This window comes from Sorangium sp. So ce185 (assembly GCF_051526825.1).
Taxonomy (GTDB): domain Bacteria; phylum Myxococcota_A; class Polyangia; order Polyangiales; family Polyangiaceae; genus Sorangium; species Sorangium cellulosum_D.
The window spans coordinates 2,782,742-2,808,385 of the sequence record NZ_CP150316.1; the positions used below are offsets into that span (position 1 = coordinate 2,782,742).

18 protein-coding genes are annotated in these 25,644 nt (G+C 72.4%); 14 read left to right on the top strand and 4 right to left on the bottom strand.

Translation table 11 applies throughout. The annotated features are described in order from the left end of the window. Positions 1–5 precede the first annotated feature (5 nt). The 5 genes from hemA (at position 6) to WMF26_RS10325 (ending at position 9,275) form a co-directional block, all read left to right on the top strand. Positions 6–1,595 carry a glutamyl-tRNA reductase gene (gene hemA, locus WMF26_RS10305; RefSeq protein WP_437336984.1) on the top strand — a complete coding sequence of 530 codons (1,590 nt, stop codon included), beginning with the start codon at positions 6–8 and terminating at the stop codon, positions 1,593–1,595. Between the two features lie 4 nt (positions 1,596–1,599). Then, positions 1,600–2,496 (top strand): hydroxymethylbilane synthase, encoded by an 897-nt coding sequence (gene hemC / locus WMF26_RS10310; protein ID WP_438000186.1) that lies wholly within the window; start codon positions 1,600–1,602, stop codon positions 2,494–2,496. 94 nt (positions 2,497–2,590) lie between these two features. After that, positions 2,591–4,204 carry a 1,4-alpha-glucan branching protein domain-containing protein gene (locus WMF26_RS10315; protein WP_438000187.1) on the top strand — a complete coding sequence of 538 codons (1,614 nt, stop codon included), beginning with the start codon at positions 2,591–2,593 and terminating at the stop codon, positions 4,202–4,204. Positions 4,205–4,905: 701 nt separating this feature from the next. Beyond that, positions 4,906–5,997, top strand: a complete 1,092-nt coding sequence (locus WMF26_RS10320) for an efflux RND transporter periplasmic adaptor subunit (protein ID WP_438000188.1) — start codon at positions 4,906–4,908, stop codon at positions 5,995–5,997. A gap of 44 nt (positions 5,998–6,041) precedes the next feature. After that, the gene (locus WMF26_RS10325) at positions 6,042–9,275 is read left to right on the top strand and encodes an efflux RND transporter permease subunit (RefSeq protein WP_438000189.1); all 3,234 of its coding nucleotides are present in this window, start codon (positions 6,042–6,044) and stop codon (positions 9,273–9,275) included. 107 nt (positions 9,276–9,382) lie between these two features. On the opposite strand, the gene WMF26_RS10330 is transcribed toward WMF26_RS10325, so the two are convergent. Further along, positions 9,383–10,534, bottom strand: a complete 1,152-nt coding sequence (locus WMF26_RS10330) for a S1C family serine protease (RefSeq protein ID WP_061622367.1) — start codon at positions 10,532–10,534, stop codon at positions 9,383–9,385. A gap of 114 nt (positions 10,535–10,648) precedes the next feature. Here WMF26_RS10330 and WMF26_RS10335 point away from each other — a divergent pair, with 114 nt between their 5' ends. The 8 genes from WMF26_RS10335 to WMF26_RS10370 all read left to right on the top strand — a co-directional run bounded on the left by WMF26_RS10335 (position 10,649) and on the right by WMF26_RS10370 (position 20,623). Beyond that, positions 10,649–12,379, top strand: a complete 1,731-nt coding sequence (locus WMF26_RS10335) for a DUF885 domain-containing protein (protein ID WP_438000190.1) — start codon at positions 10,649–10,651, stop codon at positions 12,377–12,379. A 186-nt stretch (positions 12,380–12,565) separates the two neighbouring features. Beyond that, the gene (locus WMF26_RS10340) at positions 12,566–13,384 is read left to right on the top strand and encodes a hypothetical protein (RefSeq protein ID WP_438000191.1); all 819 of its coding nucleotides are present in this window, start codon (positions 12,566–12,568) and stop codon (positions 13,382–13,384) included. Between the two features lie 101 nt (positions 13,385–13,485). Then, positions 13,486–14,013 carry a hypothetical protein gene (locus WMF26_RS10345; protein ID WP_437726469.1) on the top strand — a complete coding sequence of 176 codons (528 nt, stop codon included), beginning with the start codon at positions 13,486–13,488 and terminating at the stop codon, positions 14,011–14,013. 279 nt (positions 14,014–14,292) lie between these two features. Next, positions 14,293–14,766 (top strand): hypothetical protein, encoded by a 474-nt coding sequence (locus WMF26_RS10350; protein WP_438000192.1) that lies wholly within the window; start codon positions 14,293–14,295, stop codon positions 14,764–14,766. A gap of 99 nt (positions 14,767–14,865) precedes the next feature. Beyond that, a protein-coding gene (prfB, locus tag WMF26_RS10355) for a peptide chain release factor 2 (protein ID WP_187345900.1) occupies positions 14,866–16,009 on the top strand; the annotation gives its coding sequence in 2 pieces (ribosomal slippage) (positions 14,866–14,934 and positions 14,936–16,009; 1,143 coding nt in all). Then, positions 16,006–17,727, top strand: a complete 1,722-nt coding sequence (gene lysS / locus WMF26_RS10360) for a lysine--tRNA ligase (protein ID WP_438000193.1) — start codon at positions 16,006–16,008, stop codon at positions 17,725–17,727. The genes prfB and lysS overlap by 4 nt, the downstream gene beginning before the upstream one ends. Continuing rightward, a complete protein-coding gene (locus WMF26_RS10365; protein WP_438000194.1) occupies positions 17,724–19,880 on the top strand; it encodes an FtsX-like permease family protein in 2,157 nt (718 codons plus the stop codon). Before lysS ends, WMF26_RS10365 begins: the two co-directional genes overlap by 4 nt. 8 nt (positions 19,881–19,888) lie before the next feature. Then, positions 19,889–20,623 carry an ABC transporter ATP-binding protein gene (locus tag WMF26_RS10370; RefSeq protein WP_129574106.1) on the top strand — a complete coding sequence of 245 codons (735 nt, stop codon included), beginning with the start codon at positions 19,889–19,891 and terminating at the stop codon, positions 20,621–20,623. On the opposite strand, the gene WMF26_RS10375 is transcribed toward WMF26_RS10370, so the two are convergent. The 3 genes from WMF26_RS10375 to WMF26_RS10385 form a co-directional block, all read right to left on the bottom strand. Beyond that, positions 20,612–22,711 carry an FAD-dependent oxidoreductase gene (locus WMF26_RS10375; RefSeq protein WP_438000195.1) on the bottom strand — a complete coding sequence of 700 codons (2,100 nt, stop codon included), beginning with the start codon at positions 22,709–22,711 and terminating at the stop codon, positions 20,612–20,614. The two genes, WMF26_RS10370 and WMF26_RS10375, sit on opposite strands and share 12 nt — an antisense overlap. Positions 22,712–22,830: 119 nt before the next feature. After that, complete coding sequence (locus WMF26_RS10380) at positions 22,831–23,874, bottom strand: arginine N-succinyltransferase (RefSeq protein ID WP_061627586.1); 1,044 nt, start codon at positions 23,872–23,874, stop codon at positions 22,831–22,833. Positions 23,875–24,014: 140 nt separating this feature from the next. Further along, entirely contained in the window at positions 24,015–24,860 is an 846-nt protein-coding gene (locus WMF26_RS10385) for a shikimate dehydrogenase (RefSeq protein ID WP_437939912.1), read from the bottom strand. Between the two features lie 47 nt (positions 24,861–24,907). Between WMF26_RS10385 and lepB the strand changes: the two genes are divergently transcribed. Further along, complete coding sequence (gene lepB, locus WMF26_RS10390; protein ID WP_437945951.1) at positions 24,908–25,642, top strand: signal peptidase I; 735 nt, start codon at positions 24,908–24,910, stop codon at positions 25,640–25,642. The last annotated feature ends 2 nt before the right edge of the window (positions 25,643–25,644 follow it).

Below are 25,644 nucleotides of genomic sequence, written 5' to 3' on the forward strand. Positions count from 1 at the left end.
CGCCCGTGATCTTCGTCGGGCTCTCCCACAAGACCGCGCCCATCGAGGTGCGCGAGCGGCTCGCGATCGGCCGCGACCGGCTCCCCGAGGTGCTCGGCCGCCTCACCGCGCACCCGGCCATCGGGGAGGCGCTGGTGCTCTCCACCTGCAACCGCGTCGAGGTCTACGCCTCGCCGCGGCAGCAGGCGCCCGGGCTGTCCCGCCCCGGCGGCGCCGCGCCGCCGTCCGACGAGGAGCTCGCGGCCGACAACGAGGCGCTGCGCGCCGCCGTCGGGGTCCTCGTCGGCCTCGGGGGCGACGGCGTCCGCGGCCACCTCGCCGGCCGCGTCGGCGGCGATGCCGTCCTCCACCTCTTCCGCGTCGCCGCGTCGCTCGACTCGATGGTCGTCGGCGAGCCGCAGATCCTCGGGCAGATGAAGGAGGCGATCGAGATCGCCCGCGGGGCGAAGACCCTCGGCGCGCGGCTCGGCCGCGCGGCCCACCGCGCGATCAAGGTCGGCAAGCGCGTGCGCACCGAGACGGCGATCGGCGCGGGCCAGGTCTCGGTCTCCAGCGTCGCCATCGATCTCGCCCGCCAGATCTTCGCGGATCTCGCCGGGCACACGGCGCTGCTCATCGGCGCCGGCGAGATGGCCGAGGCCGCCTCGAAGCTCCTCGTCCGCGCCGGCGCCCGCCTCGTCGTGGTCAACCGGAGCCTGGATCGCGCCGCCGCCCTCGCGCGCGAGGTCGGCGGCGAGCCCCGCCCCTGGGCCGAGCTCGAGCGCGCCGTCATCGACGCCGACATCGTGATCTCGTCGACCTCGAGCCCGAGCTACGTGGTCACGCTCGACCTCGTCCGCCGGGCCCGCAAGGCCAGGAAGGGCCGGAGCCTGTTCCTCATCGACATCGCGGTCCCGCGCGACATCGACCCCGCCGTCAACAAGCTCGACAGCGTCTACCTCTACGACGTCGACGATCTCTCGCAGATCGTGGCGCAGTCGGTCGAGGGGCGCGCCGCCGAGGCGGCGCGGGCCGAGGCGATCGTCGCGGACGAGGCGCACGCCTTCGAGACGTGGACGCTCGAGCGCGCCCTCACGCCCACGATCGTGGGGCTCAGGGCCCGCACGCGCTCCATCCTCGCGGCCGAGGTCGAGCGCAGCCTCGCCGGCAAGCTCCGGCACCTCGGCCCGGCCGAGCGCCAGGCGCTCGCGCTGATGGTCGACGCCGCCACGAACAAGCTGCTCCACGTGCCCACCACCCGCCTCCGCGCCATGGCCACCGATCCCCGCGTCGCCGAGCACGTCGACTCGCTCCGCGAGCTCTTCGACATCGACGGCGCGCCGGCCGACAGCGCCGCCGCCCCGCTCGCCGAGGGGGAGCTGCGCGTCGCCGCGGAGGGCCCTCCCACGCCGCGGTCCGCCCGCGGGGCAGCGCCGCCGCCCTCCGGCGCGCGGGGCGCCTCGCCGCGGCAGGTCGACCCGCGCCCTCAGGTCGCGGACGACGACGGCCGCTACGCCCGGCAGCCCAGCGCGCGCCCCCAGCCCGCCGAGGCCGGCGTCCTGGCCGTCGCGAATCCGGCCGCGGCCGTGCGCGCAGCTGGGTTAAAGGGAGCGTGACCCCATGGAGCTCACCCTCGCCACGCGCCGCTCGGCGCTCGCCCTCGCCCAGTCCCGCGCCTTCGCCCGTTCCCTCGAGGCGGCGGTGCCCGATCTCTCCCTCCGCGAGCTCGAGGTGGTGACCTCGGGCGACAAGACGCAGGATCGCTCGCTCCAGGACATCGGCGGCAAGGGGCTGTTCATCAAGGAGCTCGAGGAGGCGCTGCTCGACCGGCGCGCCGATTTCGCGGTCCACTCGATCAAGGACGTCCCCGCCGAGCTCGCCCCGGCGCTGTGCATCGCCTGCATCCCCGCGCGGGAGGATCCTCGCGACGTCATCGTCACCCGGAGCGGCGCCCCGCTCGCGGAGCTGCCGGCGGGCGCGCGGGTCGGCACCTCGAGCCTCCGCCGGGCGGTCGCGCTGCGCGAGGCGCGCCCGGATCTCGCGATCGAGCCGGTCCGCGGCAACGTCGACACGCGCCTCCGCAAGGTGTTCGACGGGTCGTTCGACGCCGTGGTGCTGGCGCTCGCCGGCCTGAAGCGGCTCGGCCTCGCCGATCGCGCCACCGAGGTCCTGTCGCCCGAGGTGTCGCTGCCGGCGATCGGCCAGGGGGCGCTCGGCATCGAGTGCCGCGCCGAGGACGCCGGCGTGCGCGGCGTCCTCTCGGCGCTCGCGGACCGCGAGACCACCGTCTGCGTCACGGCGGAGCGGGCCGTGATGGCGGCCGTGGAAGGCAGCTGCCGGACGCCGGTGGCCGCCTACGCGGTGCGGGACGGCGGCGCGCTCTGGCTGCGGGCGCTCCTCGCCGAGCCCGACGGCTCCCGGCTGCGGCGGGCCGAGCGGCGCGTCCCGTGGCCCGGAGACGAGCGCGAGGCCGCGCGCCTGGGGGAGGACCTCGGGATGGAGCTCAAGAAAGGCTGAGCCGCACGGGCCGACGCCGGAGCTCCGACGCTTCCCGCGCCGGCGCGCCCGTGCGACATCGCGCCCACCGGCGATCTCCCGCCGGCCAGCGCTCATGCCGGGCTACGTCGCCCTCGTCCTCCACGCCCACCTGCCGTACGTGCGCCACCCCGAGCACGCGCGCTCGCTGGAGGAGCGCTGGCTCTTCGAGGCGCTCTGGGAGTGCTACCTCCCGTTGCTCGGGGTCCTCGATCGCCTCGCCGCCGATCGCGTCGTCGCCCCGCTGACCCTCTCCGTCTCGCCGCCGCTCCTCGCGATGCTGCGCGACGAGCTGCTCCTCCGCCGGTTCGAGGATCACCTCCGCCGGATCACGGCGCTCGCCGCCCGGGTCGAGGCCCGCTTCGCCGGCAGCGGCTTCGCGGCGGCCGCCGCGTTCTACCGCGCGCGGCTCGCCGGCGCGGCGCGCGCCTGGGCGGCGCTGGGCGGCGACGTCCCCGGCGCCCTCCTGCGCCACGCCGCCGCGGGCCGCGTCGAGCTCCTCACCACCGCCGCGACGCACGCGTACCTGCCCGGCCTGCTCCCCACGCCGGCGTCGATCCGGGCGCAGATCCGGCTCGGCCGCCGCGCCTTCGCGGCCCTCACGGGCGCGCCCGAGCCGCGCGGCTTCTGGCTGCCCGAGTGCGCTTACGCGCCCGGCATCGACGCCGATCTCGCCGCGGCCGGCGTCCGCTTCACCGTGCTCGACGCCCACGCCCTCGCGCTCGCCGCGCCAGCGCCGTCCGCCGGCGCGTCGGTCCCCGTGCGCTCGCCGGCCGGCGTCGCGTGCTTCGGGCGCGATCGCGACAGCGCGCGCGAGGTCTGGTCGCGCGACGCCGGCTACCCGGGCCACCCGGTCTACCGCGAGTTTTACCGCGACGTCGGGCTCGACCTGCCCGAGCGCGAGCTCGACGGGGAGATCGGCCCCGGCGGCGCCCGGCTCATGACCGGCCTCAAGCTCCACCGCGTGACCGGGCCCGGCCCCGACAAGGCGCCGTACGACCCGGCCCGCGCGTCCGCGCAGGCGCGCGCCGACGCCGCGGCGTTCGTGGCGCGCCGCGAGGCCGCGCTCGCGTCGATCCACGGCGCCCCGTGGGCCGGCGCGCCGGCCCCGCCCATCCTGGTGGCCCCCTATGACGCCGAGCTCTTCGGCCACTTCTGGCTCGAGGGGCCCGAGTTCCTCGAGCACGCCCTGCGCGGCCTCGCCGCCTCGGACCGCGCCGTCCCCATCGCGCTCGGCGCCTACCTCGAGCGCCACCCGCCCGCGGAGGTCGTCGCGCCCGCCGCCTCCACGTGGGGCGAAGGCGGCTTCGGCGCGTATTGGACGGGCCCGAGCGCGGCGCGCCTGTGGCGGCACGCCCATCACGCCGAGCGCGCGGTGCTGGGGGCGCTCTCGCGCCGCCGCGGCGCGGGCGGCCTGCCCGGCCGCGCGCTGGACCAGGCGATCCGCGAGCTCCTCCTCCTCCAGTCGAGCGACTGGGCGTTCATGATGTCCGCCGGCGACATGGTCCCCTACGCGGAGGCGCGCACCCGGGCCCACGCGGCGCGCGCCCGCCGGCTCGCGGGCCTCGCCCAGGAGCCCTCGGCCGCTCCCGCCGACGTCGCCTGGCTCGACGCGCTCTGCGCGCTCGATCCGTTCCTCGCCGAGCTCTCGGGCCCTGCGCTCCAGGACGCCTTCGACCCGTGGCGTTGAGCGGCCTCTCAACGGCGCTGCCCCGTCCCCGGACATCTCCGGAGATCAGGAGCTGAACCGCTTTCAACATCCCGAATACACACACACTAGAATGCGCCTTTATTGAAATACTCTATGGCGGAATTTGCGGCTACCGCTGGCGGCCTGCCCCGAGGCGCAGCACCCTTGCGCCGCGGATGCCACGGCGGCCGCGGCGCGCGGCGCTGAGGAGGGCGCATTCGCGCGGCGGCTCACCGCTCCGGCGCCCCCTTTCCGGACGATGACCGGCGATTCACCGCTCCGTTTCATTGCCGAGCTCCGGCCGGCGCAACCCCGAGCGCGGCGCGCAGCACGTTTTCCTCGGCCATGGCGGCATAAAGTGCGAGGAGGACGGAGACATTGGCCGGAACACCCCCTTGATGACCGGCCGGTCAGCACCCTACTGTGGTGCCCGCCAGCTTTGCTCCTGGACCGCACCGGCAGGCGCTGGCAAAGAACCGGGCGGACTCCCCATGACACATCCTCCTTGCGGACCCGAGCGCCGTATCGCTCGACGGGTTTTCGGCGCTCGTAGCGCCGCCTCGAATCACTCTCGCGCCGCCGTCGTCGCGGCGCTCGTCGCCGCGCTCGCGGCGACCACGCTGACCGCCTGCAAGCGCCCGGAAGCGGAGGCGAAGCCCGCGCCCGCGCGCGACACCGCCGCGCCTCGCGAGAAGCCCGCAGTGCGCTTCGGGAAGGTGACCGCGCGCCCGCTCCCGCAGACGCTCGACATCAGCGGCACGCTCGTCGCCGACGAGACGAGCGAGGTGGCGACGCAGGTCGCCGGCTCGGTCGTGAGCGTCGAGGTCGACGTGGGCTCCCGGGTCAAGAAGGGCGACGCGCTCGTCGTGCTCGACGCGCGCAACCTGGCGCTCCAGTCGCAGGCGGCCTCCGCCGCCGTGGCGCAGGCCCGGGCCAAGCTCGCGCTGCAGCAGGGCGCGTCGCCGAAGGACATCGATCCCGACCAGGTGCCGGAGGTCCGGGCCGCGAAGCAGAGCATGGAGCTCGCGAAGGCCGAGGCCGACCGCGTGAAGCAGCTCTTCGATCAGGGCGCCGTCGCCCAGTCGACGTGGGACGCGGCGCGCACGCAGGCGCAGAACGCGACCGCGCAGTACGAGGCCGCGGTCAACGGCATCCGCGCGACCGTCGCCGCGCTCTCGTCGGCGCAGGCGCAGGCGGGGCTCGCCTCGAAGTCGGTGGCCGACACGACGGTGCGGGCGCCGTTCGACGGCGCCGTCGCCGAGAAGCGGATCAGCGTCGGCGAGTTCGCGAGCCCGGGCCGCGTGGTGGCGGTCGTGGTCCGCGACAACCCGCTGCGGCTCCGCATCGACGTGCCCGAGGCGGACATCGCGAGCATCGAGGTCGGCAAGCCGGTCCGCATCTCGGTCGCCGCCTTCCCCGATCGCACGTTCCCGGGCGTCGTGAAGCGCATCGGCGCGAGCCTCAAGGCCTCCTCGCGCACGCTGCCCGTCGAGGCCGAGTTCGACAACAGCGAGGGGAAGCTCCGGCCCGGCCTCTTCGCGCAGGGTCAGCTGGCGCTGACCGGCGAGTCAAAAACGGCGCTCCTCGTGCCCGAGGCGGCGGTCGGCACCTCCGGGACGAGCGCGCGCGTGTTCGTGAGGTCCGGTGATCGCGTGACGGAGCGGCTGGTCAAGACCGGCCGCAAGGTCGACGGCCTCATCGAGGTGATCGGCCCGGTCGCCGATGGGGAAGAGGTCGCGATCGACAAGGTGAGCGAGCTGGCGGACGGCATCGAGATCGCGGCGGCGCAGTGAGCCGAGCGCGCTGCGCGTCTCATTACTGAAGAAAGGTAGCGACCATGCAATGGCTCGCGGCAATCTGCATCCGTAGGCCGGTGTTCGCGTCGGTGATCGTCCTGCTCCTGACGGTGCTCGGGGCGTTCTCGTACTTCGGCCTCGGCGTGGACCGGTTCCCCAAGGTCGAGTTCCCGTTCATCGTCGTGACGACGGTCCTCCCCGGCGCGGCGCCCGAGGAGGTGGAGACGGAGATCTCCGACAAGATCGAGTCGGCGGTCAACACGATCAGCGGCATCGACGAGCTGCGCTCCGCGTCGGTCGAGGGGCTCAGCCAGGTCATGATCTCCTTCCAGCTCGAGAAGGACGTCGACGTGGCCGCGCAGGAGGTGCGCGACAAGGTCGAGGGCATCCTCGCCGAGCTCCCCGAGGGCATCGATCCGCCGATCGTGGGCAAGCTGGATCCGGACGCGGCGCCGATCCTCACGCTCGCCGTCTCGTCGCCGAAGGCGAGCGTCCGCGAGGTGACCGAGTTCGCCGACAAGACGCTGCGGCGCGAGCTGGAGTCGCTCGCCGGCGTCGGCCAGGTGCTGGTCATCGGCGGCCGCAGCCGCCAGATCAACATCTGGATCGATCCGGAGAAGCTCGAGAAGTACGCGCTGACGGGCGGCGTGGTGGCCCAGGCGCTGGCGAGCCAGAACGTCGAGATCCCCGCCGGCCGCATCGAGCAAGGGGGCAGGGCGCTCACCCTCCGGACGCGCGGCCGCGTGCAGTCGGTCGAGCAGATGGCGGACATCGTGCTCGCCAACCGCGACGGCTACTCCGTCCGGCTCGGCGACGTCGCCGAGGTCCAGGACGGCATGGCGGAGCCGGAGTCCGCCGGCTTCCGCGGGCTCGACCCCGCCGTGCTCCTCAGCATCCGCAAGCAGAGCGGGACGAACACCGTCGAGGTCATCGACGGCCTGAAGGCGCGGATCAGCGACGTCGAGAAGCGCCTCCCCCCGGGCTACCAGATCGTCATCGCCCGCGATCAGTCGGAGTTCATCAAGAACTCGGTCAACGCCGTCAAGGAGCACCTCGTGCTCGGCGCGTTGCTCGCCGCGATCATCGTCGCGCTCTTCCTCGCGAACGCGCGCAGCACGGTCATCTCCGCGATCGCGATCCCGACGAGCATCATCTCCACGTTCGCCCTGATGAGGGTGGCGGGCTTCACGCTCAACGGCATCACGCTCCTCGCCCTGACGCTGGCGGTCGGCATCGTGATCGACGACGCGATCGTCGTCCTCGAGAACTGCTACCGCTGGATCGAGGAGAAGGGCGCGAGCCCGTGGGAGGCGGCGCTCCAGGGCACGCGGGAGATCGGCCCCGCGGTGCTCGCGACGACGCTCTCGCTGGTCGCGGTGTTCCTCCCGGTCGCGTTCATGAGCGGCATCGTCGGCCGCTTCCTGAACTCGTTCGGCCTCACCATGGCGTTCTCGATCCTGGTCTCGCTTATCGTGAGCTTCACGCTGACGCCGATGCTGTCGGCGCGGTGGCTGAAGAAGCCGGACAAGGGCGGCTCCCACAGCTCCAAGGAGTCGCGCTTCTACGGGCCGATCGAGCGCGGCTACATGTCGCTCCTCCGCTGGTCGATGGCGCACCGCTGGGTGATCGTGCTCGCCTCGGTCCTGGCCCTGTTCTCGATCCCGGTCCTCGGGGGCCTCGCGAAGTTCAACTTCCTCCCGGTCGAGGACGAGTCGCAGTTCCAGGTCACCCTGCGCGCGCCCGAGGGCGTGAGCCTCGACGGGACGCGCGTCATCGCCACGCGGATCGCCTCGGAGATCGAGAAGCTCCCGGGCGTGAGCTACACGCTGACGACGATCGGCGACGATCCGCAGAAGACGCCGAACCTCGCCAACATCTACGTGAAGCTCAAGCCCGTGAGCGAGCGCGAGCTGTCGCAGCAGGACCTCATCGACAGGGCCCGGCGCGAGCTCCAGCCGAGGTTCGACGCGGAGAAGCTCCGGGCGAGCATCGGCGTCGTGCCCGCGTTCTCCGGCGGCCAGAGCGCGCAGATCGCGTACCAGGTGCAGGGCCCCGACCTCCAGAAGATCGGCCTGTACTCGGACGCGCTGCTCCAGAAGCTCAAGGCGATGCCGGGCGTCGTGGATCCGGACACGTCGTTGCTCGTCGGCAAGCCGGAGATCCGGGTGGAGATCGACCGCAAGAAGGCCGCCGATCTCGGCGTCCAGGTCGGCGACGTGGCCAGCACCCTGCGCCTCCTGGTCGGCGGGTACAAGGTGTCGACCTACAACGAGGGCGGGGAGCAGTACGAGGTGCGCGCGCGCGCGCTGCCGAGCTTCCGCTCCGACAAGGAGGGCCTCGCGAAGATCACGGTGCCGTCGACCAAGCTCGGCGCGGTCACGCTCGACAACGTGGTCACGTTCAACGAGGGGACGGGCCCGTCGCGCATCGAGCGGTACAACCGCCAGCGGCAGGTCATGCTGATGGCCAACCTCGAGGCGGGCTACTCGCAGCAGACGGTCGTGCAGGAGCTCGACAAGGCGGTGGCGCAGCTGAACCTGGCGCCCGGCTACTCCGCAGGACCCGTCGGCGCGTCGAAGGAGCTCGCCAAGATGATGAAGAGCTTCCTCGTCGCGCTGCTCCTGTCGTTCGTCTTCATGTACCTCGTGCTCGCGGCGCAGTTCGAGTCGTGGCTGCACCCGATCACGATCCTCCTGTCGCTGCCGCTGACGGTGCCGTTCGCGTTCATCTCGGTCATCATCTTCCGGCAGTCGCTCAACATCTTCTCGCTGCTCGGCATCGTCGTGCTGTTCGGCGTCGTGAAGAAGAACTCGATCCTCCAGATCGATCACACCATCAAGCTGCGCGAGCACGGCTTGCCGCGCGCGCAGGCGATCCTGGAGGCGAACCGCGACCGGCTCCGGCCCATCCTGATGACCACGCTCGCGTTCGTGGCCGGCATGATCCCGCTCGTCGCCTCGAGCGGCGCGGGCTCGGGGACCAACCGCGCGACCGGGTTCGTGATCATCGGCGGGCAGACGATGGCGCTCCTGCTGACGCTGCTCGCGACCCCGGTCGCCTACTCGCTCTTCGACGACGTCTCGTCGTGGCTGAAGCGGGTCCTGCCGTTCATGCGGGGCAACGACAACGACGATACGGGAGCGCCTCGCGGGGCGGGGGAGGGCGGCGTCGCTCCGGCGGGCGACGGGGTCGTCGCGGCGGGCCACCACGGCGCCGCGGCGCGCGCCGCGATCGCCCACGAGGGCGGCCGGCCGGTGGGGGCGCACCTCGACTAGCCGCGCTGCCTGGCGGCGCTCGGGGGCCGCGGCGCGCCGCGCCCGGCCCCCTGCGCTGCCGCGACGCGGCGCCGGTCAAAGGCGCCGCGCTCGCCGCAACGCGCCGGTCACTGCGTGTCGCCGTGCACCTTGCGCAGGATCACATCCAGGAGACCGTCGAACGCGTCGCGCATCGCCCAGGCCTGCGCGGCGTTGTCGTCGAGGCCGGCGGCCTTGCGGCGGCCCTCGGCGAGCGCCTGCCTCGGGCCCCGGCACGAGGGGCCGAGCCGGCGCTCCATGTCGAGCGAGGCGCCCTCGTAGATATGATAGCAGGACGCGAAATCCCCCTGGTTGTAGAGGGGCGAGCCGACCTCGATGGCGCCGTCCATCGTCCGCGCCAAGACGAGGAGATCCCCCTCGGTGCAGCCGCGGAGGATCGCGAGCGCGTGGTGGGGCACCGAGCGCTTGACCGCCGGCAGCGCCTGCTCCTCGTCGGCCGTCTCGGCCGCGAAGGTCGAGAGCGGCACCGGGTCGGGGCGCACGAGCAGCCGCTTGAGGTAGTCGGCGGGCACGCCGAAGTTGAGGTTCTGCCCCTGCGTCGCCACCGCGGCGGCGACGCCGATCACCTCGCCGCGCTCGTTGAACAGCGGCCCGCCCGAGGAGCCCGGCGCGATCGGCGCGGAGATCTGCAGCAGCGTCAGCGCGGGATCGACCACGCGGACCGCGCTCACGAGGCCGTTCGACACGGTGTCGGCGAGGCCGAGCGGATGCCCGATCGCGACCACGGGATCGCCCGGGCGCACCGCGCGGCTGTCGCCCAGGGGCAGCAGCGGGAGCTTCCGCGGCGCGTGGATCCGGACGATCGCGAGATCCCGGTCCTCGTCGAACGCGAGCACCTCGAGCACGGGGTGCTCGCTCTGGTCCCAGAGGACGACCTTGAGATCCGGCATCCCGGCGATGACGTGGAAGTTCGTCGCGATCCAGCCGTCCTCGCGGACGAGGAAGCCCGCCCCCAGCGAGCCGTCGCCGCGGATCGTGACGACCGCCGGCGTGGCGCGCGCCGCGATCTGGGCCGGCGTCATCGCGGCGGGCGGGGGCGCCGAGCTCGCCGGGTGGCCTGCGGAGCCGGCGCAGCCGAGCGCCGCGAGCGCCGCCGCGGCGAGCAGCCCGGAGAGGCGCGGCCGGAGGGGCCGCCGCGGCGGCCGGGAACGCGAGGGAAGGGCGGCGCTCGGGCGCCGGTCGTCGTCGTGGAGCTCGCCTTTCAGGCTGCGATGGTTCATGTCGCTCCCCGGGGCCGCCCCGTGAGCGGCCTCTCTCCACAAGCGTAACGAAGACCCGACGGGCCGTCTCGCGTGCACGAAGAAATTCCGGGCGTGGCCGCCTATGCTGTCGCGGTGAGCCAACACCACGACGCGCGCGATCCGATCTTCGCCCTCAGCGACGAGTTCGTCGAAACCTTCGCCGCACAATGTCCTGCCCACGCCACCCTGGCGGGCATCCCGTGCGACGACGGCGCCTGGAACGACTGGAGCCCGAGCGGCGCCGCGTCCTGGGCCTCCACCGTCGCGTCCTTCCAGGAGAGGCTCCGGGCGCTGCCGCCCCCTGGGCGCGGGCCGGAGGCGCGGTGGGGCCGCCTCGCACGCCGTGTGATGGCCGATCACCTGGACGAGCGGCTCGACGATTTCCGTCACGGCGAGCACCTGCGCGACCTCAACAACATCGAGTCGGCGTTCCAGCACCTCCGGGTGGTCTTCGACCTCATGGACGTGCGCAGCGCGGCCGGCTGGGACGCCATCGCGTCGCGCCTGGAGGGGCTCCCGGGGGCCTTCGACAGCTACCGGGCGTCGCTGGAGGAGGGGCGCCGAACAGGCCAGGTCGTCGCGCGCCGCCAGGTGCGCGCCGTCATCGAGCAGGCGCGCTACCAGGTCGGCGAGGCGTCGTTCTTCCTCACGCTGCCCGCCGCCTACGAGGCGTCCGGCTGCGCCACGGACGCCGGCCGCGCGCGCCTCGCCGCCGGCGTCGGGCGGGCGCGCGCCGCGTTCGGCGCGTTCGCCGATTTCCTGGAGCAGACGTACCTGCCGAGCGCGCGCGCCGCGGACGCCGTGGGCGAGGAGCGTTACCTGCGCATGGCGCGCCGCTTCCTCGGCGCGACCATCGATCCGATCGAGACCTACGCCTGGGGGTGGTCCGAGGTGCACGACATCGAGGCCCGGATGGCGCGCCTCGCCGGCGAGATCCTCCCCGGCGCGTCGCTGCCCGACGTGATCGAGGTGCTCATGACCGATCCCGCCCGGTGCGCGCGCGGCGCCGACGAGTTCCTCCGCCTCATGTCCGAGCGCCAGCGGAAGGCGCTCGCCGAGCTCGACGGCGTGCATTTCGACATCCCCGATCCCATCCGCCACATCGAGGTGAAGCTGGCGCCGCCGGGCGGCGCGCTCGGCGCGTACTACATGCCCCCGAGCGACGGCTTCAAGCGGCCCGGCACCGTCTGGTACGCCGCCGGCGACAAGCAGCAGTTCCCGCTCTACGAGGAGATCACCACGGCGTACCACGAGGGATTCCCCGGCCATCACCTGCAGTGCGCGCTCCAGGTGCACCTCGAGGACCGGCTGAGCCGGCTCCACCGCTTCCTGGTGACGTGCTCCGGCTTCGCCGAGGGGTGGGCGCTCTACGCCGAGCAGCTGATGTACGAGCTCGGCTACTTCGAGCGCCCCGACTACGTGCTCGGGATGCTCGCGGGCAAGCTCACGCGCGCCTACCGCGTCGTCCTCGACATCGGCATGCACCTCGACCTGCCGATCCCCCAGCACGCCCCGCTCCACGCCGGGGAGCCGTGGAGTTACGAGACCGCGGTCGAGTATCTCCACCGCCGCGCCTTCCTCACGCTGGATCACGCGCACAGCGAGGCGACGCGCTATCTCGGCTGGCCGGGGCAGGCGATCTCGTACAAGGTCGGCGAGCGGGTCGTCCTGGAGCTGCGCGAGGAGCTGCGGCGCCGGCAGGGCGAGGCCTTCGATCTGAAGGCGTTTCACGCCAAGGTGATCGGCTCTGGGTCGGTCGGGCTCGACCACCTGCGCGAGATCGTCCTCGAGGGCGCGGGCGCGGAGGACGGCGCGCTGCGCTGAGATCGCGCCCGCGAGGCGGGGACGCCGCCGGTGCGGGCGCGGGGCGACAACCGGCGCGCCTCGAGCCCGCGCGCCTCCGGGCCGCCTGGCACGGTCCTTTCTTTACCTCGCTCCCGAGCGCCTCTCCGCGTCTGGCGGCTGATTCCAGGCGTCTCGCTGGCATTCTTTGGCACAGGAGCGAATCCCATGACAGCTCATCGTCTTCCTTGGTTCCACATCAGCGGCCTGCTCTCGGTGGCCGTCGCCCTCGCGTCGGCGGGCGCGCTCGCGGGCTGCCACATCAACGTCGTGGATGGCGGGACCCCCTGCGACGTGGACGGCACCGTCTACAGCCCCGGCGACTCGTTCCTGGACAAGGACGGCTGCAACACCTGCGTTTGCTCGGACGACGGGACCATCGCCTGCACCCGCAAGGCGTGCGTGCCCGGCGGCTGTACGTACGACGGCGTGGACCACGCCCCCGGCGACTCCTTCCGCGCCTCGGACGGCTGCAACTCGTGCATCTGCGACCCCTCCGGCAGCGGCAACGTCGAGTGCTCCACCATCGCGTGTGAAGGGTGCGCGCCGGGCGAGGAGCTCCCGATGGACGACGGCTGCAACACCTGCTGGTGCGACGCCGACGGCATCGCCGTCTGCACGGCGGTCCTCTGCTACGACGGCTGCTTCTACGAGGGCTCGATCTACGAGGTGGGGGAGGCGTTCCCGTCCATCGACGGCTGCAACACCTGCACGTGCGCGGCCGACGGCAGCGTCGCGTGCACCGAGCGCGCCTGCGCGTGCGACCCGGAGGCCGAGTGGTGGCGCAGCTACGCGGCCGACAGCCCGGAGACGTGCCAGCTCATCGACTTCGTCTGCCCCGACACCACGGCCTACTTCCACAACGCGTGCGGCTGCGGCTGCGAGCAGGACGCGAGCTGCCCGCCGTCGTTCAACTGCATGCCGCCCGAGCCGTGCGACGTCGAGGCCATCCGGGAGCGCTGCCCCTACTCGGAGATCGTGTTCTGATCGCCGGCCAGCGCGCCCGCGCCTGCCTCCGGGCGCCGGGCGCGCCTCGCTCGCCCGCCTCCCGGCTCGACGCGCGGCCGCGCGCGTGCCAATCGAGGCGGGTGAGCTCTCCCCCGGCGAGCGAGACCCCCGAGGCGCGGCCGAGCGGCTCGGACCTGTGCACCGCGTGCGGCCTGTGCTGCACGGGGCTGCTCTTCGACGTCGCGCCGCTCGAGGAGCACGAGCTCCCGCTCGCCGAGAAGCTGCGCCTGCCTCTCGCGTGCAACCAGTACCACGACGCCTTCAGGCTGCCGTGCCCGTGCCACCGCGACCGGAAGTGCACCGTCTACGAGACGCGCTTCTCCGTGTGCAGCAGCTACGAGTGCGGCCTGCTCCGGCGCTGCAAGGCGGGCGAGGTGCCGCTCGGCGAGGCGCTCTCCCGCGTCGAGCGCGTGCTCCGCTTGACGGACGCCGTGCGCCGGCGCGTGCCCCCGCTGGAGCCGCCGCGCCCGCTCTGGGACGAGGCCCGCGAGCACCTCCGCCGGCGCGACGCCGAGGACGCGTCGCCGGCGTGGCGCGGCGAGCGGGAGTCGCTCGTCGCCGCGCTCGCCGAGCTCAGGGCCGCCTGCAGGGAAGGGCTCGATCCGTAGCGCCGCCGGCGCTGGAGACGCCGCCATTCCAGCGGAGCGCGGGGTCGGGCTCCCGGGGGCTCGCGCTGGATCGATCCGCCGATCTGCAGAGTCGCTCCGGGGGGATCTCGCCTCGCCGCGCGCTCGCGAAGCGCGCCGAGGCCCGCGATCGGGATCGCGGCGAGTCCCGCGCTGCGCCCTGGTCGAGCGCGGTTCGTCCTCGACTTCGCGCGTCGCGGCCTCGACCCAGCGAGCTCGTCCGGCCTCCCGGTGGCCAACGCCGCGCCGTATATACGGTCGATGGAACCGAAGATCCGCCGACTGACCAACAAGTATTCCGCGATCACCGCGGTGACGAGCTTCGTCACACAGCCCATTCCCGGCGCAGATGAGCTGATCGTGGTTCCCATCCATTACTGGTTTTCCGCGTCGCTGACGCGGGCGCGGGGCGTGCCGCTCCTCAGGGCTCCGTGGCTTCAGGTGAGCAAGATCATCTGGGGCGGAGCCGCTGTGCGGCTCTTCGCCAACTTCACGCTCGGCCTCGTCCCGGTCGCCGGTCTCTTCTCCAACGCGATCACCGCCGTCGCGCTGACCGAGCTCCTGGGCCGTTACCTCGACGGTGCGCTGAGCAGCCCGGCGGCGGCTCCCCCGATCTCCCTGAGGACGATCCGAGACGTGGTGGCGAGCTCGCGCCGAGCGAGGAGACCTCGGCCGTCATGGCCCGCGATCCGTCGGGCCTTCCAGCGATCTGTCCCCCGACCGACCCCGGCTTGAGCCGCCAGCGCCCCCGGCGCGGGCCGCCGCGGCCTCTGCGTCTGCGCGCGGGGCGGTCTCTCCTGGCGATCGCCGCCCAGATCGAATAGATCCCCGGCCATGCTCTCCGAGACCCGCGAGAAAGTCCTGGACATCAAACGGCGCTTTGAGGCGCTAAGGGGGCATCTTTGACGTCCCTAAGCTCGAACGGATGCTCCAGGACCTGACCCAGACGACGCTGTCGTCCGGGTTCTGGAACGATCAGGAAAAAGCCCAAGCCGTCCTCCGCAAGCGCGCCCAGGTCGAGGCGAAGCTCGAGATGGCGCAGAAGCTCGGCCGCGAGATCGAGGATCTTGCGGAGTACCTCGAGCTCGGCGCCGCCGAGGGCGACGAGGGCGTCATCGCCGACGCCGACGCGCAGGCCGACGCCATCGCCGCGCGCCTGCGCAAGGCCGAGCTCGATCGCATGCTGTCCGGCCCCGCCGACCGCGGGAACGCCATCGTCAGCATCCACCCGGGCGCCGGCGGCACCGACGCGAAGGACTGGGCGTCCATGCTCCTCCGCATGTACCTGCGCTTCTGCGAGCGCCGGGGCTACAAGACGGAGATCATCGACTACCAGGACGGCGACGAGGCCGGCATCGACGCCGTGACCTTCACGGTGACCGGCGACGCCGCCTACGGGTACCTGCGCTCCGAGGCAGGGGTCCATCGCCTGGTGCGGATGAGCCCGTTCAACGCGGATCACACGCGCCAGACCGCGTTCGCCGCCGTCGAGATCACCCCGGACAGCGACGACGAGATCAACATCCAGGTCAACGAGAAGGACATCGAGATCACGACGATGCGCGCCGGCGGCAAGGGCGGGCAGAACGTGAATAAGGTGGAGACCGCCGTTCGCCTGCGCCACCTCCCGACCGGCCTCAACATCGTGTGCCGCGCCGAGCGCAGCCAGCACCAGAACCGCGCGATGGCGATGAAGGTCCTCAAGGCGAAGCTGTACGAGATGGAGCTCCAGAAGCGGGAGGCCGAGGTCCAGGCCTACAACGCCGCGAAGAGCGCCATCAACTTCGGCAGCCAGATCAGGAACTACGTCCTCGCGCCCTACCGGCTCGTCAAGGACGTCCGCACCTCCACCGAGGCCACCGACGTGGACGCCGTCCTCGACGGCGATCTCGAGGGCTTCATCGAGGCCTATCTGCTCGCCGCGGCCGGCGGCTCGCTCAGGAAGGGCGGCTCGGTCGCGGAGGACGACGCTCCGTGAGCCAGCAAAAAGACCGACCGAACGACAAGAAGAGCGAGCGGCTAGCGAAGGAGGCCGCCGAGGCCGCGCGCGCCGAGGAGACGCTGATCGCCACCCGCAAGGCGAAGGCGGCCCGCCTCCGCGCCCGCGGCGAGAACCCGTTCGCCAACGACGTCACGACGGGCGAGCCGCTCACCGAGCTCGCCGCCGTCCGCGCCCGCTTCGACGGGGCGCGGGCCGCGGCCGAGCCCCGGCCGGAGGGCGCGGCGCCGGACCGGCCCGCCGCGCCGACGGCGGATCGCTACGACCCGGCGCGCGTCGAGCCGACCCCGTTCCGCGTCGCGGGCCGGGTCCTCTTCGTGCGCTCGTTCGGCGGCGTCACCTTCGTGCGGCTGCGCGACCGCACCGGCGAGCTCCAGCTCTACTGCGAGCAGGGGAGCCTGGCCGATTTCGAGCGGCTGGAGGACATCGATCTCGGCGATTTCGTCGAGGCCCACGGCGTCGCGATGGCCACGCAGAAGGGGGAGCTCTCGATCCGCGCGGAGCGCCTCCGGCTGCTCACGAAGGCCTACCGCCCGCTGCCGACCAAGACGAGCTTCAAGGACGTCGAGTCGCGCTACCGCATGCGGTACGTCGACCTCGTGGCCAACCCGCACGTGGCGGGGGTCTTCCGCGCCCGCAGCGCGATCGTCGCCGCGCTGCGCGAGTTCCTCGACGCGCGGGGCTTCCTCGAGGTCGAGACCCCGACGATGCACACGCTCGTCGGCGGCGCGGCCGCGAAGCCGTTCAAGACCCACCACAACGCGCTCGATCTCGAGCTCTTCATGCGCATCGCGCCCGAGCTCTTCCTGAAGCGGCTCGTGGTCGGCGGCTTCGAGCGCGTCTACGAGATCGCACGCTGCTACCGGAACGAGGGGCTGTCGACGCGGCACAACCCCGAGTTCACGATGCTCGAGTACTACCAGGCGTACGCGACGTACGAGACCCTGATGGACGCGACCGAGGCGATGCTCCGCCACGTCGACGCCCGCCTCGCCGAGCGCCTCCCGGCCGAGCACGCGGCCTGGGCCTCGCAGCGCGCGTTCTCGCTCGAGCGCTTCGCGCGCGTGCCCATGGCCGAGGGGCTCGCCCGCGCCCTGGCCAAGGCGGGGCTCCCGGCCGACGTCCCGCAGCGCGTCGCCGCGGACGACGCGCCGATCAAGGAGTGGGCGAAGGCCGCCAAGGCGAGCGGGCGCGAGATCGACTGGACGAACTTCCGCGCGGGCGCGAAGAAGTGCGAGTCGCCCGGCGAGCTCGTCTTCTGCGCCTACGAGTACGTGGTCGAGCCGTTCCTCACGAAGGACTACCGCACCGAGGCGGGCGACAAGAGCGTCCCCGTCTTCATCATCGACTATCCCTTCGAGGTCTCCCCGCTCGCGCGCAAGAAGGACAGCGACCCCTCGCTGGTCGACCGCTTCGAGCTCTTCATCGAGGGCCGCGAGCTCTGCAACGCCTTCAGCGAGCTCAACGACCCCGAGGACCAGGACGCGCGGTTCCGCGCGCAGGTCGCCAAGAAGTCGCGGGGCGAGGAGGAGACGATGGATTACGACGCCGACTACGTCCGCGCCCTGGAGCACGGCCTCCCGCCGACGGCGGGCTTCGGCATGGGGATCGATCGCCTGACGATGCTCCTCACCGGCGCGACATCCATCCGCGACGTCATCCTGTTCCCCCTCCTGCGCCCCGAGACCGACGCGTGATCGAGCTCTCCCGACCCCTGCAGGCCGCGCTGCTCGCCGCCGTCGCGCTGGGTGTCCTCCTGCTCGCCTGGCGCGGCTACACCCGCTTCGACAAGAAGGGCGAGCTGGAGCCGCGGCGCCCCGTCGTCGCGCGCGTCGGGCTCGTGCTCGCGCTCGCGGGCGGCGGCCTGCTCGCGCTCGCGCTCCTCACGGCCGGCGGGGGAGCGAAGGCCCTCGGGCTCGTCGGCGTGGTCGTCGCCAGCAACCCCGAGATGATCGGCGGCGCCCTCGGCGCGCTGGCCGGGGCGGGCGTCGGCTTGCTGCTCGTGACCGCGACGGGCCTCGGCTGGCGGGTGTTCGGCGCGCGAGGGCCCAAGGTCCGCGCGTTCGTCAGGGCGCTGGGCGTGATCTGCCTCGTGGCCGCGCTCGCGGTGGCCGTCGTCTGGCTCGCGGTCCTGCCGCTCCATCCGACGCTGAAGTGGCTCCTCGCCGGGGTCCTGATCGCCGCGGGCGTTGGCTACGCGATCGCCGGGACTCGCCTGGTCCGCAAGGGGCTCTACCGCGCGCTCGGCTGGTGGTGGGGCGCGCTCGTGGGCGTGACGTTCGGCGTCACCGCGGCGCTCACGGCCAGGATGCCCGTCGGGCGGTTCGCGGCGCACAACCCCACCGATCAGATCATCCGCTTCGCCGCGCTCGTCTCCAGCACGGTCTTCCTGTTCTTCGTGCTGTCGGCGCTCCTGCCGCTCGCCCTCGACGCGCTGGAGCGCCGGAGCTTCGTGCCCCACGTGGGCGCGCGCCACGTGCGCGCCTCGAAGAGCGGCTTTCTCACGGTCATCTCGGTCCTGTCGATGGCCGGGGTCGCCGTCAGCTCGTGCTCGCTGTGCTCAGTGACGAGCATCATGGGCGGCTTCGGCGCCGACCTGAAGCGCAAGATCCTCGGCAACAACGCGCACATGGTCGTCGACGCCACCCGCCCCGGCGGCTTCGGCGACTGGGACGACAAGCTCACCAAGGTGCGCGTCGCGCTCGCGCCTTACGGGGGCGCCGCGACGCCGGTCGCGGCCGGCGAGGCGATGGGCTCCAGCGCCTCGAACACCGCTGGCGCCATCGTCCGCGGCATCGATCCGGACACGATCGGGCAGGTCATCGATCTCAAGAAGAACATCGAGGTCGGCAACTTCGACTACCTGCGCGATCCCGAGAAGCTGACGAGCCTGCCGCCGGAGGAGATCATCGGCCGGGGCCCGGGCGGGGAGCCGTACTTCAAGGGGCCGGATTTCCGCCAGCCGTCGGACGTCGACCCGTCGGTGCGCGAGTACCTGAAGCGGCAGACGCGCGTGTACCCGGGCGTCGTCATCGGCCGCGAGCTCGCGAAGTCGCTCCACGTGCTCGTCGGGGACGAGGTGACGCTCCTCTCGCCGGTGGGCGAGCTCGGCCCCACCGGCGTGATGCCGCGCTCCCGCAGGTTCCGCGTCGCGGCGATCTTCTACAGCGGCATGTACGAGTACGACGTCTCGCACGCGTACGTCTTGCTGGACGAGGCGCAGAAGTTCTTCGGCCTGGAGGACAGGATCACCCACATCGACATCCGGATCCCGGATCCCGAGCGGGTGCAGGACGTCCGCCCGGCCGTCGAGGCGGCGGTCGCCGCGAGCGCCGCGCTCGACGAGGCGCCGGAGGGCGGCAAGCCGCCCCAAAAGCTCCGCGTCCGCGACTGGGTCGAGAGCAACAAGAGCCTCTTCAGCGCGCTCAAGCTGGAGAAGATCGCGACGTTCATCATCCTGTCCATCGCCATCGCGGTCGCGAGCTTCTGCATCGTCTGCACGCTGCTCCTCATGGTGACGGAGAAGGGCAAGGAGATCGCCGTCCTGAAGGCGCTCGGGGCCTCGGACAGCGCGGTGATGCGCGTGTTCATGCTCGAGGGCGTCATCATCGGCGCCATCGGCACCGTCTACGGTGTCGGCACCGCGCTGGCGGTCTGCACGGGCCTGTCCTGGTTCGGCGTCCGGCTCGATCCGGACGTCTATTACATCGACCGGCTGCCCGTGAACGTGAACGGCTCCGACTATGCGATAGTCGCCGTGGCGGCGCTGCTCATCTGCACGATCGCCACCCTCTACCCGGCCCGCGCCGCCTCGAAGCTCTCTCCGGTCGACGGGCTCCGTTACGAGTAAACCCCTCCATGTCCACTCCGCTCGTCGTCGTCGAAGATCTCCGCAAGACGTTCGTTCACATGGGGCGCGAGCTCCACGTGCTCTGCGGCATCGATATCGTGATCAACCAGGGCGAGGTCGTGGCGTTCGTGGGCCCCTCCGGGGCCGGTAAGAGCACGTTCCTCCACTGCATCGGCACGCTGGACCTCCCGACGAGCGGCCGCATCCGCCTCGGCAGCGACGAGCTCACCGGCATGCCGAGCTCGCGGCTCGCGGCGATCCGGAACCGGATGATCGGCTTCGTCTTCCAGTTCCACCACCTGCTCCCCGAGTTCAACGCGGTCGAGAACGTGATGATGCCGGGCCTCATCCAGGGGAAGACCCGCCGCGAGATGGAGCCGCTCGCGCGCGCGCTGCTCGCCGAGGTGGGGCTCGCCGCGCGCGCGACGCACCGGCCGGGCGAGCTGTCGGGCGGCGAGCAGCAGCGGGTGGCCCTGGCGCGCGCGCTCGTCCTGTCGCCGAAGCTGCTCCTCGCCGACGAGCCGACCGGCAACCTCGACACCGCGACGAGCGACTCGATCCACCAGCTGTTCTTCGAGATGAACCGCAAGCACGGCACCACGGTCGTCGTGGTGACGCACAACCTCAGCTTCGCCGAGTCGATGCCGCGCGTGGTGACGATGCGCGACGGGGCCATCGAGAGCGACCGCATCGGCAGCGAGCGCGCCGCGGCCGCCGGGTACCGCGGCGGCTCAGCCGGATAGCCGCTCGCTCAGGAGCTCGGCCGCGCGCAGCGACATGGCCATGATGGTCATCTGCGGGTTCACGCCGAGCGATGAGGGGATCGCGCTCCCGTCGCACACGTAGAGCCCGGCGACGTCGTGCGCCTGGTGGTCCGGCCCGAGGCACGATGACCGCGGATCGACGCCGATGCGGCACGTCCCGAGCGGGTGGAACGCGGCCACGTCGATGTCGCCGGCCTTGATCTGCCGCCCCTTGAGCCGCGCGAGGTCCTCCGGGCCGTTCACCTCGTCGCAGCCGGCGACGAGCGGCAGGACACGCCGCGCCCCCGCGGCCAGGAACACCTCGCAGAGCAGCTCGATCCCGCGCTGCATCCTCGCGACGTCCTCCGGGTTCATCGTGTAGAGCACGAGCGGCGTGCCGCCGATCCCGGGCCTCACCTCGCCGCGGCTCGTGTCCTTGATCATGAAGCCGAACGTCGCGAGGTGCGGGTACCGCTCCATGAGCTCGGTGTAGCGCCGCCCCGTCCACGGCACGGCCAGCGCGGCGACGTCGAACGGGAGCGACCCGCCCTCGAACATCAGGCCTTCGTCGGCGAAGTGGTCGATCTGGTAGCCCTGCGGGATGCCTCGCCACTGGTCGACCCGCTCGTCGAAGAGCGCCATCACCTTCGACGCCGGGTGGATCGACAGGTTCTTCCCCAGCATGCCGCTCGAGAGGCACGCCCCGCTCCGGCGCAGCAAGAGCGGCGTCATCAGCGCGCCGCCGGCCACCACGACGGCCTCCGCCTTGACCACGAGCCGCGGCCGCCGCCGCCTCGCGCCGCCGGCCGAGCGGCCGCCTCCGCCGGCCCTCGTGTCGCCGCCGAGCACGGCCGTCGCCCCGCGCGCGCGGCCCGCCACGACGTCGATCGTCCTCACGCGCGCCGCCGTGATGAGCTGCGCGCCCCGCTTCAGCGCCTCGGGCACGTAGCTCACGTCGGTCGAGCGCTTGGCCCCGGTCGGGCAGCCGAAGCAGCAGATCCCCTGTCCGTCGCAGTCCGGCGCGTTGCGCTGGAGCGGCCCGTGCTGCAGGCCGAGCCGCTCCGCGCCGCGCCGGATGATCGGCCCGATCGCCCCGAGGTGCAGCGGATCGGCCGGGGCGACCTGGAGCATCCGCTCGACGCGCTCGTAGTAGGGCGCGAGCCCCTCGGACGAGAGCTCCGCGGGCAGCCCCATGCCGTCCCGCCACGACGCGAAGGTGCTCTCCGGCGCCCGGTAGCAGGTCCCGGAGTTGATCACGGTGCTCCCTCCGACGGCGCGCCCCGCGAACACCGGGATCCCCACGTTGCCGATCGCCATGTCGAGCCCGTGATCGCGGTACATCTCCCGGTACGCGCGCGCCGGCCGGCCGGTGAAGCTCGAGCGGCGGTGGTAGTCGCCCTCCTCGAGCATCAGGACCGCGTGCCCCCGCGACGCGAGCTCGTAGGCGGCGGCCGCGCCCCCGGCCCCGGTGCCGATCACGAGCACCTCGCACTCGAGCTCCAGGTCCTCCTCGACCTCGCGCCCGTTCGTCACCTGCGACAGCCAGCGGGGGCTCTCGTCCCGCACCGTGGGCAGCTCGTAGCGGCAGCCCACGTGCTCGAACATCTCGGGCCGGTCGTAGTGGAGGAACCGGAGCGGCGTGAGCACGGCGCGGAGCAGCGACCGCAGCGCCAGCGCCCGGCTCTGCTCGAAGCCGCGGAGCACCTCCATCCGCTCCTCGAGCGGCAGCGCCGACAGCGGCCTGAGCCGCGTCGCCACCGGCGCGAGCTCGATCGCCCACAGCGCCGCGCGCAGCCCCTGCGCCAGGTGCGGCGGGATCGTCGACAGAAAGGCCGCGAGGCGGGCGGCGGTCGCCGCGCCGGCGCCCTCGAGGAAGCGGCCGGGCGGCATCGCCGCCTCGGCGAGCGCGGCGGCGACGCGCAGCTCCCGCTCCGAGAGCGCCGGCTCCGCTCCAGGCCGTCCCCCTGTCGCGGGCGCGCTCTCCGCGCCGCCCTCCGCCCGCTGCGCCGCCCCGGGCCAGCGCTCCTTCCGCTCCAGCCGCTCCAGCGCGGGCCAGCGCCTGAAATCGAAGTCCAATCCCAGGGTCATGGTCGTCCGAGCCCCTCGTGATAACTTCTGTTAATTCTGTAGCAACAGAATCGTCGAAATGCAAGGCGGCCCGGTCCGCTCGGTCTGCGCGTTCCGGTCGGAGCGCGCGGCGGCGTCGCTCACGGCATGGGCAGGACGCAGATCGGCGCGCGGGGCTCCAGCGCGAGGTGGTGCCAGGCGTCCTCGGCGATCGCCAGGCCGCGCTCTCCCTCGTCGCGGAAGTGCGCGGCGACCGCGCGGAAGTAGGGGGCGTCGGGGCGCTCGAGCGCGACGATGCCCTTCGGGTCCGACGGGCTCGGCGCGAACGGGCGGCCAGCCTTGGCCCGGCGGGTGTCGCTCACGAGGGAGATCTCGTCCATGCGGGCGGTGAAGTGCGGCCCGCCGTCGAACGGATCGACCCTGTGGGCGTAGCGGAAGCCGATGCGGCGCAGGAGCTTCTCCACGCCCCGGGTCTGCGACCCGACCTTCCCGATCACGCGCTGGGCGTCCTCGGGCAGCAGCGAGGCGTAGATGGTCCCCTCGGGGAAGAGCCCCTTGATGAACTCCTTGTTCTTCTTGGAGAGGAGGTCTGCCTCGGCATAGCTCATGTCGGTGAACTTGCGCCCCAGCGCCTCCCAGAGGTGGCTTGTTCCATCCGGCTCGAGCGGGGGCATCAGCTCCGCGAGGATCTCCTCCTGGAACAGGTCGGGCCGCGCGGCCATGTAGAGGAAGCGAACATACGAGATCATCGTGCCGAGCCGCTCAGGCCCCTGCCGGTAGTCCGGCATGAGCACGAGTCCGCCGATCTCCGTCGGTCCATTGTACGAGTAGCCGATGCGCAGCACGGTATGATGGAAATGCTTGTCGATCGTGGCCGAGTACTTCTCCTCGTCGAGCACGTCGAAATAGATGTACGGGACGCCGCGCCGGCCGAGCTGCGCGATGATCATCGAGGTGCCGACGATCATGCCCTTGTCGCCCTTCGTCAGGTCGACGAGCACGAAGACGTATTGGCGCAGGCGCGGGTCCTGGATGGCCCCGCTGAAGCTCCGGTGGCTCTCGGCGACGATCTCGTGGATTGCGTCACGGTTGTTCGGCAGGTTGACCGAGTTCAGGTGGCGCGCGACATAGAGGAGCTGCTCCTCGTCGCCGGTCACGGCTGCGCGTATTTCAAACGAGATCATCGGGAGAAGCCTACGCGTGGCGCTCGCGCTTGGCCATTGCTACGGATGCCGCGCGCGGGGCGTACAACAGAGCTCGCCGCGCGCCGCCCGTCCCCGCCGGCGCGCGGACGGCGCGAGCCGGCCCCGCGCGGCGGCGCGCGTCAGCCGAGCTGAGCGCGGAGCGCTTCGTCCATGGCGTCGAGCGGCGGCTCGCGCCCGGTGTACAGCCGGAACTGCTCCGCCGCCTGGTGAAGGAGCATCCTCCCGCCGTGAACGGCGGTGGCCCCGCGCCGCCGCGCCGCCTCCACGAGCTCCGTGATCATCGGCTTGTACACGATATCCATCACCAGGAGACCCTCCCGCAACGCCTCCTCCGGGACGGGGCTCCGCGGGTCGACCTCGGCCATGCCGCGCGAGGTCGCGTTGACGAGGACGTCGTGGTCGGGCGTGAGCGCCCCCCCGTCGAGGGGCACCGCCGTCCCGCCGACCGCCGCCGCGAGCTGCCGCGCCTTCTCGAGATCCCGGTTCGCGATCGTGACGCGGGCGCCGCGCTCCGCGAGCCCGAACGCGACCGCGCGCGCCGCGCCCCCCGCGCCGAGGAGCAGCACCCGCGCGCCCCCGAGCTGCGTCGCCTCCTCCAGCGCCCGCGCCGCGCCGATCCAGTCGGTGTTGTATCCCCGGAGTCGCCCGCCGTCGTTGACGATCGTGTTCACCGCGCCGATGCGCGCGGCGATGGGGTCGATCTCGTCCAGCAACGGAATTACCGCCTGCTTGTAGGGCATCGACACACCGAGGCCGCGGATCCCGAGCGCCCGCATCCCGCGCGTCGCTCCCTCAACATCGGTCACCGCAAAAGGGATATAGGTAAAATCGAGCCCCAGCGCGCGGTAGCCGGCGAGGTGCATGGCGGCGCCTGTCGATACCGGATGAAGCGACATTGATCCGCAGAGTGTGAGGCGGCCCAGAGCTTGGGAGAATGATGCAGTCGACGAAGTACAGCCGTGCATGCAGCGAAGCTGGCCTGTCTCCAGCGCGGATGCTAGCCCCGCCAGCGATGAGCGAGCAGAGCTCCCCCGGGCCGGCGGCGGAGGCGGCGACAGCGTGCCTCGAGCCCGCCAAGGCCGGCCTGTTCATGCCCCGATCCGATCGCGCGTTCGCGCGGCGCGCCTACCAGACCGTCGCGCCGCTCGGTCGCAGCCTCCTCAAGGTCCTCGCGGTCCTCGCGGTCCTCACGCTGGGCCGCTCGACGCTCGCGGACCAGTATCACGTGCCCACCGGCTCGATGTGGCCGACGATCGCCCCCGGCGATCGCATCCTTGTCGACAAGGTCGCCTACGGGCTCCGCGTCCCGCTCACGGACGGCTACGTGTTCGAGCGCAGCTGGCCGAGCGCCGGCGACGTGGTGCTCTTCGCGGATCCGCGCGGCGGCTCGACCCTCCTCGTCAAGCGCGTGATCGCGCTCCCCGGGCAGACGGTGATGCTCCGGCGAGGCGTGCTCTACGTCGATGGCGCGGCGCAGGCGACCGAGGAGCTCGGGGACGGCACGCGGGTCGAGCACCTCGGCCCGGTCACGCACGCCGCGGGCGAGCCCGATCTCGAGGCGTTCGGGCCGGTCGTCGTGCCGCCGGGCCACCTCTTCGTGATGGGCGACAACCGCGCCGCGTCGCTCGACAGCCGGGCGATGGGCGCGGTGCCGCGGGAGCTCGTCCGCGGCCGCGTGCTCCGCGTCGTCTATCACCACGACGCCGAGGGCTTCGATCTGTCCCGCGCCCTGCGGAGCGTCGACTGAGC